Source organism: Streptomyces sp. NPDC001137 (genome assembly GCF_040298885.1).
Classification (GTDB): Bacteria; Actinomycetota; Actinomycetes; order Streptomycetales; family Streptomycetaceae; genus Streptomyces.
This window is the reverse complement of sequence record NZ_JBEPBA010000008.1, coordinates 58,562-73,396: the sequence shown is the minus strand read 5'-3', so window position 1 is coordinate 73,396 and position 14,835 is coordinate 58,562. Positions and strand designations below refer to the sequence as shown.

12 protein-coding genes are annotated in these 14,835 nt (G+C 68.0%); 6 read left to right on the top strand and 6 right to left on the bottom strand.

The window, feature by feature from the left end; genetic code table 11:
- Positions 1–5 precede the first annotated feature (5 nt).
- The 6 genes from mmsB to ABT254_RS17675 form a co-directional block, all read right to left on the bottom strand.
- Positions 6–1,253 carry a multiple monosaccharide ABC transporter permease gene (gene mmsB, locus ABT254_RS17700; RefSeq protein WP_351470352.1) on the bottom strand — a complete coding sequence of 416 codons (1,248 nt, stop codon included), beginning with the start codon at positions 1,251–1,253 and terminating at the stop codon, positions 6–8.
- Positions 1,250–2,800: a multiple monosaccharide ABC transporter ATP-binding protein gene (mmsA, locus tag ABT254_RS17695; RefSeq protein WP_351470349.1), complete on the bottom strand. Its 1,551-nt coding sequence runs from the start codon at positions 2,798–2,800 to the stop codon at positions 1,250–1,252. Before mmsA ends, mmsB begins: the two co-directional genes overlap by 4 nt.
- 85 nt (positions 2,801–2,885) lie before the next feature.
- Positions 2,886–3,995 carry a multiple monosaccharide ABC transporter substrate-binding protein gene (gene chvE / locus ABT254_RS17690; protein WP_351470346.1) on the bottom strand — a complete coding sequence of 370 codons (1,110 nt, stop codon included), beginning with the start codon at positions 3,993–3,995 and terminating at the stop codon, positions 2,886–2,888.
- 137 nt (positions 3,996–4,132) lie between these two features.
- Positions 4,133–5,101, bottom strand: coding sequence for a glycosyltransferase family protein (locus tag ABT254_RS17685; RefSeq protein WP_351470343.1), 969 nt, complete (start codon positions 5,099–5,101; stop codon positions 4,133–4,135).
- A gap of 109 nt (positions 5,102–5,210) precedes the next feature.
- A complete protein-coding gene (locus ABT254_RS17680) occupies positions 5,211–6,218 on the bottom strand; it encodes a zinc-dependent alcohol dehydrogenase (RefSeq protein WP_502971993.1) in 1,008 nt (335 codons plus the stop codon).
- Positions 6,215–7,378 (bottom strand): mandelate racemase/muconate lactonizing enzyme family protein, encoded by a 1,164-nt coding sequence (locus ABT254_RS17675; RefSeq protein ID WP_351470340.1) that lies wholly within the window; start codon positions 7,376–7,378, stop codon positions 6,215–6,217. The genes ABT254_RS17680 and ABT254_RS17675 overlap by 4 nt, the downstream gene beginning before the upstream one ends.
- A gap of 256 nt (positions 7,379–7,634) precedes the next feature.
- Here ABT254_RS17675 and ABT254_RS17670 point away from each other — a divergent pair, with 256 nt between their 5' ends.
- From ABT254_RS17670 to yjfF, 6 genes are all read left to right on the top strand, one after another.
- Positions 7,635–8,432 carry an SCO2400 family protein gene (locus tag ABT254_RS17670; protein WP_450751239.1) on the top strand — a complete coding sequence of 266 codons (798 nt, stop codon included), beginning with the start codon at positions 7,635–7,637 and terminating at the stop codon, positions 8,430–8,432.
- A 433-nt stretch (positions 8,433–8,865) separates the two neighbouring features.
- Positions 8,866–9,912 (top strand): LacI family DNA-binding transcriptional regulator, encoded by a 1,047-nt coding sequence (locus ABT254_RS17665; RefSeq protein WP_351470334.1) that lies wholly within the window; start codon positions 8,866–8,868, stop codon positions 9,910–9,912.
- Positions 9,913–10,047: 135 nt separating this feature from the next.
- Positions 10,048–11,052 carry an ABC transporter substrate-binding protein gene (locus tag ABT254_RS17660; RefSeq protein WP_351470332.1) on the top strand — a complete coding sequence of 335 codons (1,005 nt, stop codon included), beginning with the start codon at positions 10,048–10,050 and terminating at the stop codon, positions 11,050–11,052.
- Positions 11,053–11,149: 97 nt separating this feature from the next.
- Complete coding sequence (locus tag ABT254_RS17655; RefSeq protein WP_351470329.1) at positions 11,150–12,688, top strand: sugar ABC transporter ATP-binding protein; 1,539 nt, start codon at positions 11,150–11,152, stop codon at positions 12,686–12,688.
- On the top strand, positions 12,685–13,794 hold the full coding sequence (locus ABT254_RS17650; protein ID WP_351470326.1) for an ABC transporter permease: 1,110 nt from the start codon (positions 12,685–12,687) through the stop codon (positions 13,792–13,794). Before ABT254_RS17655 ends, ABT254_RS17650 begins: the two co-directional genes overlap by 4 nt.
- On the top strand, positions 13,794–14,816 hold the full coding sequence (yjfF, locus tag ABT254_RS17645; RefSeq protein WP_351470323.1) for a galactofuranose ABC transporter, permease protein YjfF: 1,023 nt from the start codon (positions 13,794–13,796) through the stop codon (positions 14,814–14,816). The genes ABT254_RS17650 and yjfF overlap by 1 nt, the downstream gene beginning before the upstream one ends.
- Positions 14,817–14,835 lie beyond the last annotated feature (19 nt).

Here is a 14,835-nt window from a genome sequence, read left to right as displayed (position 1 = left end):
CCGGTCTACGAACCGGACTTGCGCTTGTTCCACACGTCGAACCCGACCGCGGCCAGCAGGGCGAGGCCCTTGATGACCTGCTGCCAGTCGGTGCCGACACTGAGGAGGTTCATGCCGTTGTTCAGCACGCCGAGGACGAGACCACCGATGATCGCGCCGAGGACGGTACCGACACCGCCGCTCATGGACGCGCCACCGATGAACGACGAGGCGATGGCCTCGAGTTCGAAGTTCAGGCCCGCCTTCGGAGAGGCCGCGTTCAGACGGGCGGCGACCACCAGACCCGCCAGGGCCGCGAGCACGCCCATGTTCAGGAAGACAAGGAAGGTGACCTTCTTGTCCTTGACGCCGGACAGCTTCGCCGCCGGCAGGTTGCCGCCGATCGCGTAGATGTGCCGGCCGAAGACCGCGTTGCGCATGACATAGCCGTAGCCGACCACCAGCACACCGAGGACGATCAGGATGATCGGCGCGCCCTGGTAGCTGGCGAGCAGCATCGTCACCGCGAGGACCGCGGCGGCGATCGCGACCAGCTTCAGCAGGAAGGCGTTGCGCGGCAGCACGTCCAGCGAGAACTCCTGCTGGCGCTTGCGGTCGCGGACCTCCTGGTAGACCACGAAGGCCAGCAGGACGAAGCCCAGCAGCAGCGTGAGGTTGTGGTAGTTGGTGTTCGGGCCGACCTCCGGCAGGAAGCCGTTGCCGAGGTCCTGCAGCCCGTTCGGGAACGGGCCGAGGGTCTGGCCCTGGAGGAAGATCTCCGTCAGACCGCGGAAGAGCAGCATGCCCGCGAGGGTCACGATGAACGACGGTATGCCGAGATACGCGATCAGGAACCCCTGGACGGCGCCCGCGAGCGCGCCCACCAGCAGGCACAGCACCAGCGCGACGGGCCACGACACACTGTGCTGCACCGTCAGCACGGCCGCGAACGCGCCCACGAACGCCGTCAGCGAACCGACCGACAGATCGATGTGACCCGCGATGATCACCAGCATCATGCCGATCGCGAGGATCAGGATGTAGCTGTTCTGCAGCACCAGGTTGGAGACGTTGCGCGGCAGCAGCAGGTCGCCGCCGGTCCACACCTGGAACAGCACCACGATCAGGCCGAGCGCGATCAGCATGCCGTACTGGCGCATGTTGCGGCGCAGGCCGCCCAGCATCAGCTGCAGCAGGTTCTCGCCGGAGGCCGACCCCCCGCTCTTCCCGGGCGGCGCCGAGGCCGGGACCTTGTCCGTCACATCCGTGCTCATCGGGTTACCTCTTTGTCCTTCGTCATCTGGCGCATCAGCACTTCCTGCGTGGCCTCGGCCCGCGGGACCTCACCCGTGAGCCGCCCGGCGGCCATGGTGTAGATGCGGTCGCACATTCCGAGCAGCTCCGGCAGCTCGGAGGAGATGAAGACGACCGCCTTGCCCTCCGCGGCCAGCTGGTCGATGACCGTGTAGATCTCGTACTTGGCGCCCACGTCGATGCCGCGCGTCGGCTCGTCCAGGATCAGCACCTCGGGACCCGCGAAGATCCACTTGCTGAGGACGACCTTCTGCTGGTTGCCGCCGGAGAGCCGGCCCACCGTCTCGAAGACGGTCGGCGCCTTGATGTTCATGGACTTGCGGAAGCGCTCGGAGACCTTCCGCTCCTCGTGCTCGTCGACCACACCGCGCCTCGCGACCTTGCCCAGGGCGGTCAGCGAGATGTTGCGGTTGATGTTGTCGATGAGGTTGAGGCCGTAGTGCTTGCGGTCCTCGGTGACGTACGCGATGCCGTGTCCGACCGCCTCCGCGACGGTCTTCGTACGGATCTCCTTGCCGTCCTTGAGGACCGTGCCGCCCGCGTACCGGCCGTAGCTGCGCCCGAAGACGCTCATGGCCAGCTCCGTGCGGCCCGCGCCCATCAGACCCGCGATGCCGACGATCTCCCCGCGCCGCACGTTGATCGACACGTCGTCGACCACCTTGCGCTGCTGGTCGATCGGGTGGTGCACCGTCCAGTTGCGGATCTCCAGCGCGGGAGCCGCGTCCACCTCGCCCTCGTACGCGGTGCGTTCGGGGAAGCGGTGGTCGAGGTCGCGGCCGACCATGCCGGAGATGATGCGGTCCTCGGTGGTCTCCGCGGACTTCACATCGAGGGTCTCGATGGACCTGCCGTCGCGGATGATCGTCACCGAGTCGGCGACCCGGCGGATCTCGTTCAGCTTGTGGGAGATGATGATCGAGGTGATGCCCTGCTTCTTCAACTCCAGGATGAGATCGAGGAGTTTGCCGCTGTCCTCGTCGTTGAGAGCCGCGGTCGGCTCGTCGAGGATCAGCAGCTTCACCTTCTTGGACAGCGCCTTGGCGATCTCCACCAGCTGCTGCTTGCCCACGCCGATGTCGGCGATCCGGGTCTCCGGGTGGTCGGTCAGACCCACCCGGCGCAGCAGCTCCGTGGCGTGCTTGAGCGTCTCGTTCCAGTCGATGAACCCGCCCGAGGCGTGTTCGTTGCCGAGGAAGATGTTCTCCGCGATCGACAGGAACGGCACGAGCGCCAGCTCCTGATGGATGATCACGATGCCGCGCTGCTCGCTCGCCCGGATGTCCTTGAACTCGCAGGGCTCACCCTCGAAGAGGATGTCGCCCTCGTAGCTGCCGTGCGGATGGACGCCGGAGAGCACCTTCATCAAGGTGGACTTGCCGGCGCCGTTCTCACCGCAGATGGCGTGGACCTCGCCCTGACGGACGGTCAGCGTGACGTCCGACAGCGCTTTGACCCCGGGAAAGGTCTTGACGATCGAGCGCATTTCCAGGACGGGTCCCGCCATGGTGTGCCCTTTCAATCCGTAGGAATGGCCGGTCCGTGTGTCGGCATGCGGCTCCGCCGCGTGGCCGACTCCACCGACAGGAGGACTACTTCAGCTGGTCAGCCGTGTAGTAGCCGGTGTCGACCAGTTCCTTCGTGTAGTTGGTCTTGTCGACGCTCACCGGCTGCAGCAGGTAGGCGGGGACGGTCTTGACACCGTTGCCGTACGACTTGGTGTCGTTGATCTCGGGCTTCTTGCCGTTGAGGACGTCGTCGATCATGTTCGAGGCGACCTTGGCCAGCTTGCGGATGTCCTTGTAGACGGTCTGCGTCTGCTGGCCCGCGATGATCGACTTCACCGAGGCGAGCTCGGCGTCCTGGCCGGTGATGACGGGCAGCGGCTTGCTGGCCGAGCCGTAACCGTCCGACTTCAGGGCGGCGATGATGCCGATGGAGATGCCGTCGTACGGCGACAGGACCGCGTCGACCTTGCCGCTGGTGTACGTGGAGGTGAGGATGTCCTCCATGCGCTTCTGCGCGGTGGCACCGTCCCAGCGCAGCGTGGTGACCTTGTTGAGCGCGGTCTGCTTGGACTTGACGACGAGCTGCTTCTTGTCGATGTACGGCTGGAGCACGCTCATCGCGCCGTTGAAGAAGTACTTGGTGTTGTTGTCGTCGTTGGAGCCGGCGAACAGCTCGATGTTGAACGGGCCCTTCTTGCCGCTGTCCAGGCCGAGCTTGTGCACGATGTACGTGCCCTGGAGCTTGCCGACCTTCTCGTTGTCGAACGAGGCGTAGTAGTCGACGTTCTTCGTGCCGAGGATCAGACGGTCGTAGGAGATCACCGGGATCTTGGCGTCCGCGGCCTGCTGGAGCACGTTGTTCAGCGACTTGTTGTCGATGGCCGCGATGATCAGGCCCTTGACGCCCTGCGTGATCAGGTTCTCGATCTGCGAGACCTGCTGGTCGGGGTCGTCCTCGCCGTAGACCAGCTTGGTCTTGTAGCCCTTGGCCTGCAGGTCCTTGACGACGTTCTTGCCGTCGGCGATCCAGCGCTCGGAGGACTTGGTGGGCATCGCGATACCGATGGTGCCGCCCTTGGCGCTGCCCTTGTCCTCCTTGCTGCCGCCCTCGCTGTTCTGGCCGCAGGCGGACAGGGTCAGGGCGAGGGAAGCGGCTCCGGCGACGGCGGCGAGTGCGGCTCTGCGAGTGCGCATGATCATCATCCTTGATGTCTGTGGGGCAGGCTCGGTCTGGCTGTGCAAGGACGCTTGGCCGGCGGGTGCGGAGACCGAGTGGTATGTGGGATTCTGTTTGAGCCCGTCTTCTTTTGTGAAGGGGCGTTGTTTGAACGTTATACGGACGTGCCGAACCGCTTGAGCGTGCCGGGCAGGCGCGACCCGAGGGGTGCCATGTCGCCGCCGGCTCCGTGCCGTTCGAGCAGGTCGAGGGCCAGGCGGCCGCGTCGGACGCGTTCCTTGGCGGTGGCGAGCGTCAGGTCACGCATGTGGTTGCCGTACGGGTAGATGCCGGGTGCCTTGGACAGCCCGAACTTCAGGTACAGCGGCGCCCCGCGTCTGATCAGCTCGGCGACCTCGTACATCCGGACATATCCCCCCAGGTCGTCGGGGGCCTCGATGTACATGTCCATGGGGGCGGCGGAGATCCGCCGGATCTCGGTGAGGTGATCCAGTGTCAGATCGCTGGGCACGTTGATGGAGTCGCCGCCCAGCTGCTCGTACACCGCGTACGCGGCAGGGTTGACCGGACCGATCAGCGCCGAGACCTTCAGGGTGGTGTCGGCCGGGATGATCCCGGCGACGCGTGCGCGGTGCAGCGTCCACAGCACGCCCTCGTCGGCGACCAGGAGGCACTTGACACCCAACTCCGTGGCACGGACGGCATCTTCGACGCACCCGGCGACGGCGTCGTACCCGCGGGCGCGCAGACCGGCCCCCCGCGAGTCGGTGCGCGTGGAACCGCCGATGTCCCAGGTGCCGCGCGGGCCGGTGAACAGGCACAGCTCGATGTCGCGTTCGCCGGTGGCCTCGACCATCTCGGTGATCTCGGCGTCGGTCAGCATCCACACGCCGCTGCCCTGGCTGATCCGGTGGATCGGCACATCGAGCCGCGAGGATTCCTTCAGGACGACGGCCAGCGCTTCGGGGCCCTCGCACGAGGGGATCTCGGTGCGCCAGCGGCCGCCGCCCGGGAAGGTGTGGGGCGAGGCGTCGGCAGGGGAGAGGTCGGGCGCGCCCAGACCGAGGGCGGCGAGCGCCTGCTCGCCGGGTCGACGGGCTGCCGGGGCGGAAGCGTCGGTCACAAGGTGTCCTTAGTGTTCGAAATTTCGGACGAAGTTCGCGGCTCAAACCGTGCGGGGCTTGGGTGTACGCCGGTGCGGAGTCGTCAGGTCACCCCGCACCGGCGTACTGCTAGGGGCGAAGGAGGACCTTGCCGACCTTCGGATCACCGGACCCGACGAGCTCGATGGCCTGCGGGAACTCGGCGAGCGGCAGCTCGTGCGTGACCAGCGGCAGCGGATCGAGCAATCCGGCCCCGAACACCCGCACGGTGTGCGCCCACGCGTCCGGCGGCGCCCCGAAGACGGAGTGCACCTCCAGCTGTCGTACGACGAGATCCGTCGGGTCGAGCCCGTTCGCACCCGGCGCCGGGATCCCGGTGAGGACCAGGCGCCCGCCACGTCGCAGCAGAGCGGCGGAGGTCCGCGCGGCGTCGGCGGACCCGGCGGTCTCGATGACGACGTCGAAGTCGTCCGGGAGCGGCTCGTCCTTCGTGCGGAAGTCGGTCGCGCCGTACTGCCGCGACAGTGCCTCGCGGTCCCGGCGGGTGCCGACGACCAGCAGCTCCACCGGCGAGACGGCCTTCAGGAACTGCACCGCGAACATCCCGAGGGTGCCGGTGCCGACCACGGCGACCTTCTCGCCCGGCTGCGCGTTCGCCTTGAGAGCGGCGGCCGCGATGCAGGCGGCCGGCTCCAGCAGGGCCGCCGCCGTCAGGTCGGCGTCGTCGGGCAGCACGTGCAGCAGCCTCGCCGGGAGGGTCAGCGTGGGCGCCATCGCGCCCGGCTGGGTGAACCCGGTCTCCTCGTACCCGGCACTGCACAGCGTGGTCTCACCCGCGTGGCAGCGGTCGCACACCTGGCAGTTCCGGAAGCCCTCGCCGACCACCTTGCGGCCGACGAGCGTCTCGGTGACGCCGGCGCCGACCCGCTCCACCGTTCCGGACCACTCGTGGCCGGGCGTGAGCGGGTAGCGCACGTACCCCTCGGGCCGGTTGCCCTGGAACACCTCCCGGTCGCTGCCGCAGATCCCGCTCGCGTGCACCCGTACCAGCGCCTCGCCCGGACCGGGGTCACGGGGTGTGTGCTCGGCCAGGTGGAACGTGCCCGGGGCGTCGACGACGACGGCGGCGGAACTCACTGGTCGCCCTTCGGGTTCCGCTTCTCCCAGCCTTCTGCCCACAGGTCGAAGTGCGCCCGCTGCTGGGGGAACTCGGCCGCGGCGTCCACATCCAGCTCCACCCCCAGGCCGGGCGCGTCGGAGAGGTGGAAGCAGCCGTCATCCGGGTTCACCTGCGGCGCGCCCTTGACCACCTTCTTGATCTCGGCGTCCGCGAAGTCGTTGAAGTGCTCGAGGATCTTGAAGTTCGGGGAGGTGAAGCCGACCTGGAGCGAGGCGGAGGTGAGCACCGGCCCGCCCACGTTGTGCGGGGCGACCAGCATGTAGTGGGTCTCGGCGGTCGCGGCGAGCTTGCGCGTCTCCCAGATGCCGCCGATGTGGCCGACGTCCGGCTGGATGATGTCGACGGCCTGGCTCTCGAAGAGCTCCCGGAACTCGATCCGGTCGTGGATGCGCTCACCCGTGGCCACCGGCATGTCCACCTTCGCGGCGACCTTCTCCAGCGCCTTGAGGTTCTCCGGCGGCACCGGCTCCTCCAGCCAGGCGGGCTTGAAGGGCGCGAGCTCCTTGGCCAGCCGGACGGCGGTGGCGGGGGAGAAGCGGCCGTGCATCTCCAGCATCAGCTCGGACTCGGGGCCGATGGCGTCCCGGACGGCCTCGATCAGCGAGACCGCGTACATGGTCTGCTCGTGGTCGAGCTCGAAGTGCCCGGTGCCGAAGGGGTCGATCTTCAGCGCCCGGTAACCGCGCTCCATGACGCCCTGAGCGGCCTTGTGGTACGCCTCGGGCGTCCGCTCGGTGGTGTACCACCCGTTGGCGTAGGCCTTCACCTTGTCGGTGACCTTGCCGCCGAGCAGCTGCCACACCGGCACGCCGAGGGCCTTGCCCTTGATGTCCCAGCAGGCCATCTCGACGACGGCGATGCCGGACATCACGATCTCACCTGCGCGGCCGTAGTCGCCGTACTTCATACGACGGGTCAGGTCCTCGACGGCGAACGGGTCCGAGCCGAGAATATGGTTCTGTTCGGCCTCTCTCAGGTATCCGATCAGCGCGTCGGTGTGACCCAGCATGCGGGTCTCGCCCACACCCGTGATGCCTTCGTCGGTGTGCACCAGGACGTAGGTCAGGTTGCGCCACGGTGTCCCGACCACGTGCGTGCTGATTCCGGTGATGCGCACGGAAGTTACCCTTCGGCTGTTCGAGATTTCGGCTCATGTTCGAAATGCTGGGCAGACAGTAAGGATGGTGTGAGCGGGGTGTCAATGGGTAGGACGCCCAACGGTTTCGCCAGTTTCGACGCCTCTTGCCCAGGTGGCCCCTCCCCGGTGTGTGCCAGTTCACTCCGGAGCTCGCGCCGATTTGGCCGGTTTCCCACACAACCTTCACAGCCGTGCCTAGGAACGTGACCCTCCGGGAACTTACTCTTCCCGCGTCATGGACTACTGCCACCCGTGCCAACGGCACCTCAACGGCGCCCTTGCCTGTCCGGGGTGCGGGACACGCGTCGAGCAGATGCGCGCGTATTGGGATGCCTACGAGCCGGAGCCCTACGATCACGCCGTCGCTCCCGTTGATCATGATGCACCGGTGGCTCCCGACGACCAAGCCGCCCACCTGGACGACGAGGATCACGGCGGTGACGAAGGCGAGAGCGACGAGCCCCACGGGCGCGCCGCGCGCCGCCGCGAGCGGGGCCGCGGCGACCGTCGGGGTCCTGCCCCCGCGGACGGTGCGACGGACGCGAGCCGTCGCGACCGCAAGGCCGCGCTCCACCGCCGGCGCCGCAAGCGCACGCTGCTCGTCGCCGCGGGTTTCGTCCTGGCGGCGGGTGGTCTGAGTCTGGCCGAACTCGGCATGGACGCACCGGTGTTCTCCTCGTCGCCCGACCCGTCCGCGGCCGGGAACGAGGCGTCCGAGGTCGAGCACTCGACGGCGAAGCCGAGCGATTCCGCGGGGCCCCGGGCCGGCGTGAGGGGTGCCTCCGACGGCAAGCCCTCGGCCTCCCCGGACGCCTCCGCCTCGCCCTCGGCGTCCAAGTCGGCCGACGGCAAGCACGACGCGTCCCCGACCCCCGGCGGGTCGACCCCGTCGGCAGCCGTCCCCGGTTCCTCCGGCTCGACGCCCCCGCCCGCCTCGGGCTCGACCCCGACCTCGGACCCGACGACCTCCAACCCGTCCCCACGGCCGTCACCGTCGGAGACGTGCAAACGTTTCCTGTGGTGGTGTACGTAACACTGCCGGGCGGTGTCAACTGCGCCTGATGTGGCGGCGGTTGAGACGATGCCCGAGCGGCCGCCCGGCCGGGCCTTCCCGGCTCCATCGGCCCGCCTCGGGCCTGTCCTCGTCGCTGTCGCGGGCGGGCACGGCTTCCTGTGGTGGTGTGGACAGCGCTGCTGGTCGGCGTCAACTTCGCGTGATGTGGTGGCGTTGTGGCACTACCTTTTACGGCCGCGTTATTCAACCGTGACAGCCTTCTGCCTGCAGCCCTCTTGACCGCCGTGATTTGTTAGCGCTCACAATGACCTCCGCATTCACCGGTCAACGTCCAACGTCAGCGTGGGAGTTATGAGCGTCGTGCCCGCAGTGTCCCGACCAGTCGATCCCGCCAGTGCTGTTGGTCCGTTCCGGAGACTTGTGTGAAGACGAGCGCCAAGGAGGTGCGGCCGTGACCAGTGCGCAGCTTCGGCCGCCCACCATGGCCGACGTGGCACGCCTGGCGGGCGTGTCCCACCAGACGGTGTCCCGCGTGCTGGGAAACCACCCCAACGTGCGGGACGAGACACGGGCCAGGGTGCTGCGTGTGATCGAGGAGACGGGCTACCGCCGCAACTCCTCCGCACGGGCCCTGGCGACCCGGCGCACCCGGACGCTGGGGGTGGTGGCCTCCGACACCACCCTCTACGGACCGGCCAGCACCTTGTTCGCGCTGGAGGAGGCGGCGCGGGCCGAGGGATACCTCGTCTCGACGGTCACGTTGCGCAAGCTGACCGTGGAGACGCTGTCCGAGGCCCTGGACCACCTCAGTGAGGGCGGGGTGGAAGGAGTGGTCGCGATCGCCCCGCAGCGGTCCGCGGTGGTCGCACTGGCCGAACTGCGCTGCCCCTTCCCGGTGGTGGTCGTGGGCAGCGGTCAGGGCGTGGAGATTCCCAGCGTCAGCGTGGACCAGCACCTCGGGGCCGAGCTGGCCACGGGCCATCTGCTGGCCGCCGGCCACCGTAACGTCTGGCACCTTGCCGGGCCCGAGGAGTGGCAGGAGGCGGCCGACCGGGCGGCCGGCTGGCGGGCGACCCTCGAAGCGGCGGGGGCGGAGCCGCCCGTGCTGCTGCGCGGGGACTGGAGTCCGCTGTCGGGTTACCGCGCCGGCCAGGAACTGGCCGGCTGGGTGGGCCGGGGGCTGACCGCCGTCTTCGTCGCCAACGACCAGATGGCGCTGGGGGTGTTGCGGGCGCTGCGCGAGGCAGGGGTCCGGACCCCCCAGGATGTGGCGGTCGTGGGCTTCGACGACATCCCGGAGTCGGAGTACTTCGCACCTCCCCTCACCACCGTCCGGCAGGACTTCTCGACGGTGGGAAGGCGCGGCATCGCGACGCTCCTGGAGCTGATCGAGGGGCGGCCACCCGCCACCGCGCGCAGGATCGCCATCGAACCCCAACTGGTCGTCCGGGCCAGTACTTTCCCGCACGCCGTCCAACCGGAGGGCGTACCTCTCTGACGTACCGACCAACCACACACGCGGTTCCGTGTGGTCGAAATACCGAACAATGATCGACAGGCTGGACGTAGTGCGGCCGGTCCCCTCGAGTACCAGCGGGTCCGTCCCCGGGCCGGCTCTTCAAAGGAGAAGAACATGCTCAACAGAAGGAACTTCCTCACCGCGGCGGTCGGCGTGGCAGCCGCGGGTGGACTGGCCGCCTGCGCCAAGAAGGACGACTCCGGCTCCGGCTCCGGCTCCGGAGGCGGCGGCAAGGCGATCTCGCTCGGCTTCTCCCAGGTCGGCGCGGAGAGCGGCTGGCGCGCCGCCAACACCACCTCGGTGAAGTCCGCGGCCAAGGAGGCGGGCATCAACCTCAAGTTCTCCGACGCCCAGCAGAAGCAGGAGAACCAGATCTCCGCGATCCGCAGCTACATCGCGCAGAAGGTGGACGTCATCGCCTTCTCGCCGGTGGTCGTCACCGGCTGGGACGCGGTGCTCAAGGAGGCCAAGGCCGCGAAGATCCCGGTGGTCCTCACCGACCGCTCGGTGGAGACCTCCGACAGCTCCCTGTACGTCACGCTGGTCGGCTCCGACTTCACCGACGAGGGCCGTCGCGCCGCCCGGATGCTGGAGAAGGTCATCGCCAAGGCCGGCCTCAAGGGCCCGGTGAAGATCGCCCAGCTGGAGGGCACCACCGGCGCCGCTCCCGCGATCGAGCGCGGCAAGGGCTTCAAGGAGGTCATGGACGCCGAGCACAAGGACTGGAAGATCGTCGTCAGCCAGAGCGGTGACTTCACCCGGGCCGGCGGCAAGCAGGTCATGGCGGCCTTCCTGCAGTCCCACAAGGACATCAACGTGCTCTTCGCGCACAACGACGACATGGCCATCGGCGCCATCCAGTCGATCGAGGCGGCCGGCAAGAAGCCCGGCAAGGACATCCTGATCGTCTCGGTCGACGGCGTCCACGACGGCTTCGTCGCCATGTCCCAGGGCAAGATCAACGGCATCGTCGAGTGCAACCCGCTGCTCGGCCCCCAGCTGATGGAGGTCGTGAAGAAGGTCCACGAAGGCCAGAAGGTCGAGCGCTGGATCAAGACCAAGGAGGGCGACTACACGCAGGACCAGGCCAAGGCCGCGCTCCCGACCCGGAAGTACTGACCGACCGCACCCACCGGCAGGGAGCCTCCGGCCGACCGAGCCATCGGTCCGAGGGGGCTCCCTGCGGGAGTGAACCAATCCCACAAGGAGCGCTGCCATGGCAGAGCCGCGGCCCGTGCTGGAAATGACGGGCATAGTCAAGGAGTTCCCGGGGGTACGGGCTCTGTCGGACGTCGACTTCCGGCTCTTCCCCGGCGAGATCCACGCACTGATGGGCGAGAACGGCGCCGGGAAGTCCACCCTGATCAAGGTGCTGACAGGGGTCTACTCCCTGGACGGCGGCACGATCACCCTGGACGGCAGGTCCGTGCTGTTCGGCAGCCCGCTGCAGGCGCAGCAGGCCGGCATCAGCACGGTGTACCAGGAGGTGAACCTCTGCCCCAACCTGTCGGTGGCGGAGAACATCTTCATCGGACGCGAGCCGACCCGCATGGGCCGTATCCAGTGGAAGCGGATGCGCAAGGAGGCGGCGGAGCTGGTGGACCGGCTCGGCCTCGACATCGACGTGACCGCGCCCCTGTCCTCGTACCCGCTGGCCGTGCAGCAACTGGTCGCGATCGTACGGTCGGTGGGCACCGGCGACAGCGACGGCCAGGGATCGGGCACCAAGGTGCTGGTCCTGGACGAGCCGACGTCCAGCCTCGACCGTGACGAGGTCCAGGAGCTGTTCCGCCTGATGCGGCGGCTCAAGGACGAGGGCGTGGCGATCCTGTTCGTGTCGCACTTCCTCGACCAGATCTACGAGATCTGCGACCGGATGACCGTCCTGCGCAACGGCACGCTCGTCGGCGAGCACATGGTCGCCGACCTCGACCAGGTCGGGCTGATCCAGCTGATGATCGGCAAGGCCCTGGACCAGCTGGAGGAACTGCACGACCAGCAGCTGCACTCCGACGTCGGCGAGACGCTGCTGAAGGCGGAGGGCCTCGGCAGGACCGGCGGCATCGCCCCCTTCGACCTGGAGATCAAGAAGGGCGAGGTGCTCGGACTCGCAGGCCTGCTGGGCTCGGGCCGCACCGAACTCGCCCGGCTGCTCTTCGGCGCCGACCAGCCGGACAGCGGCAAGGTGACCATCGGTGGCAAGCAGGTCTCGATGAGCGCCCCGAACGCCGCGATCGGCGCCGGTGTCGCCTTCTGCTCCGAGAACCGCAAGACCGAGGGCCTGGTACCCGATCTGACGGTGCGGGAGAACATCATCCTGGCCCTGCAGGCCTCGCGCGGCTGGACGCGGCCCATCCCGGTCGCCCAGCGCGACGAACTCGTCGCCAAGTACATCAAGGCGCTGGACATCCGGCCCGCCAACCCCGAGGCCAGGGTCGGCCGGCTCAGCGGCGGCAACCAGCAGAAGGTGCTGCTGGCCCGCTGGCTGATCACCCAGCCCAAGCTGCTGATCCTGGACGAGCCGACGCGCGGCATCGACGTCGGCGCCAAGGCGGAGATCCAGAAACTCGTGGTCTCGCTCTCCGAGGAGGGCATGTCCGTGCTGTACATCGCGGCCGAGCTGGAGGAGGTACTCCGGCTCAGTCACACCATCGGAGTGCTGCGCGACCGCCGGCTGGTGGCGCAGCTCGCCAACGGGCCGGAGATCACCAGCAGCCGGATCATGGAGACCATCGCGAGCGGAGAACACCAGTGAGCACCAACTCCCGATGGCGAGCACTGACACACCACCACCTGTTCTGGCCGGTCGCGGTCCTTGTCTTCCTGCTGCTCGTCAACGTGCCCTTCACCCCTGACTTCTTCTCGGTCAAGATGACGGACGGCCACCTCTACGGCAGCCTCGTCTCGATCGTGCTGTTCGGATCGCCCCTCATCCTGGTGGCGGTCGGCATGACCGTGGTCATCGCCACCGGCGGCATCGACCTCTCCGTCGGCGCCGTGGTCGCCATCACCGGGGCACTCGCCTGCTCCTACATCAGCCACCAGGCCGACCAGAACGCCCTGTCCGGGGTGCTGCTCGCCATGGGGCTCGGCCTGCTGGCCGCGGTCGTCTGCGGCCTGTGGAACGGCTTCCTGGTCGCCCGGATGGGCATCCAGCCGATCATCGCCACGCTGATCATCATGGTCGCCGGACGCGGTGTCGCCCAGCTGATCACCGACGGCCAGATCATCACCATCGACAGCGACCCGTACAAGCTGATCGGCGGCGGCTACTGGCTGACCCTGCCGTTCTCCATCTTCGTGGTGGCCGTGGTCGTGGCCGTCACCGTGGCGCTGACCCGCCGCACGGCGCTCGGCCTGCTGATCGAGTCGGTCGGCGGCAACGCCGAGGCCAGCCGCCTCGTGGGCATCAGGTCCCGGCGCATCAAGATCATGGTGTACGTGTTCTGCGCGCTGTGCGCCGCCATCGCGGGCCTGATGATCAGCTCCAACACCTCGGCGGCGGACGGCAACAACGCCGGTCTGTGGATCGAACTCGACGCGATCCTCGCGGTGGTGATCGGCGGCACCTCACTCCTGGGCGGCCGGTTCTCCATCGGTGGCACGGTGGTCGGCGCCCTTGTCATCCAGACCCTGACGACCACGATCTACACCATCGGTGTGCCGACCCAGACCAACCTGGTCTTCAAGGCCGCCGTCGTCATCGTCGTCTGCCTGCTCCAGTCCCCGAAGTTCCGCGCCAAGGTCTTCGGTGCCAGGTTCGGCGCCCGGTTCGGCGCGAAGGGCGGCGCCAAGCCGGCCGCGACCGAGGCGGACACCGCCGCGTCGACCGACGCCACTCCGAAGATGGAGGTGTCGTGATGAGCGCGACCACCCAGAGTCCTACGGCCGCGGACAGCCGTACCCCGTCCAAGGCCCAGCGTCTGCTGGGCGACCGGCGTCTGCCCGTCGCGGCGACGGCCCTGCTCTTCCTCGTGATGTACGGAGGGGGCCTGGCCCGGTACCAGTACTACGGTTTCGCCGAACCGCAGGTCTTCCTGAACCTGTTCATCGACAACAGCTATCTGCTGGTGGCCGCGGTCGGTGTCACCTTCGTCATCCTGTCCGGCGGCATCGACCTGTCCGTCGGCTCGATGATCGGCTTCACCACGATGCTGACGGCCTGGCTGGTGGAGCGCGAGGGGCTGCCCCTCCTGGTGGTGATCCCCATCGCGCTGGCGGTGGGAGCCCTCGGTGGCTTCCTGATGGGCTATGTGATCCACAACTTCGAGATCCAGCCCTTCATCGTGACCCTCGCCGGCCTCTTCCTCTTCCGCGGCCTGTGCCTGGTCATCAGCAAGGAGTCGATCTCCATCAGCGACTCCGGGGTCAGCGACATGGCCCAGGCGCAGGTCTCGCTGGGGATGGGCTTCCTGTCGATCGGCGCGGTCGTCTCGCTGGTCGTCCTCGCCGTGGCGTTCTACGTCCTGCACTACACCCGCTTCGGGCGGCGCGTGTACGCCATCGGCGGCAACGAGCAGTCGGCCCTGCTGATGGGCCTCCCGCAGGGCGGCACGAAGATCGCCGTGTACACGGTGAGCGGCTTCTGCTCGGCGCTCGCCGGCCTGCTGTTCACCCTCTACATCCAGTCCGGTGACCCGCTGCACGCGACCGGCATGGAACTCGACGCGATCGCCGCTGTCGTCATCGGCGGCACTTTGCTGACGGGCGGTTCCGGCTATGTGGTGGGCACGCTGTTCGGAGTGCTGGTGCTGGGCCTGATCAAGAGCATCATCCAGTTCGAGGGGACGCTCAGCTCCTGGTGGACGAAGATCGCCACCGGTGTGCTGCTGTGCGCGTTCATCCTGGTGCAGCGCGTCATGACGGCCCGCAAGACGACATGACGCCCCATGGCAGGAGCTG

Coding starts and splice junctions, on each gene's coding strand:
- mmsB (WP_351470352.1), bottom strand. CDS start 1,253: ATGAGCACGGATGTGACGGACAAGGTCCCGGCCTCGGCGCCGCCCGGG.
- mmsA (WP_351470349.1), bottom strand. CDS start 2,800: ATGGCGGGACCCGTCCTGGAAATGCGCTCGATCGTCAAGACCTTTCCC.
- chvE (WP_351470346.1), bottom strand. CDS start 3,995: ATGCGCACTCGCAGAGCCGCACTCGCCGCCGTCGCCGGAGCCGCTTCC.
- ABT254_RS17670 (WP_450751239.1), top strand. CDS start 7,635: ATGGACTACTGCCACCCGTGCCAACGGCACCTCAACGGCGCCCTTGCC.
- ABT254_RS17660 (WP_351470332.1), top strand. CDS start 10,048: ATGCTCAACAGAAGGAACTTCCTCACCGCGGCGGTCGGCGTGGCAGCC.
- ABT254_RS17655 (WP_351470329.1), top strand. CDS start 11,150: ATGGCAGAGCCGCGGCCCGTGCTGGAAATGACGGGCATAGTCAAGGAG.
- yjfF (WP_351470323.1), top strand. CDS start 13,794: ATGAGCGCGACCACCCAGAGTCCTACGGCCGCGGACAGCCGTACCCCG.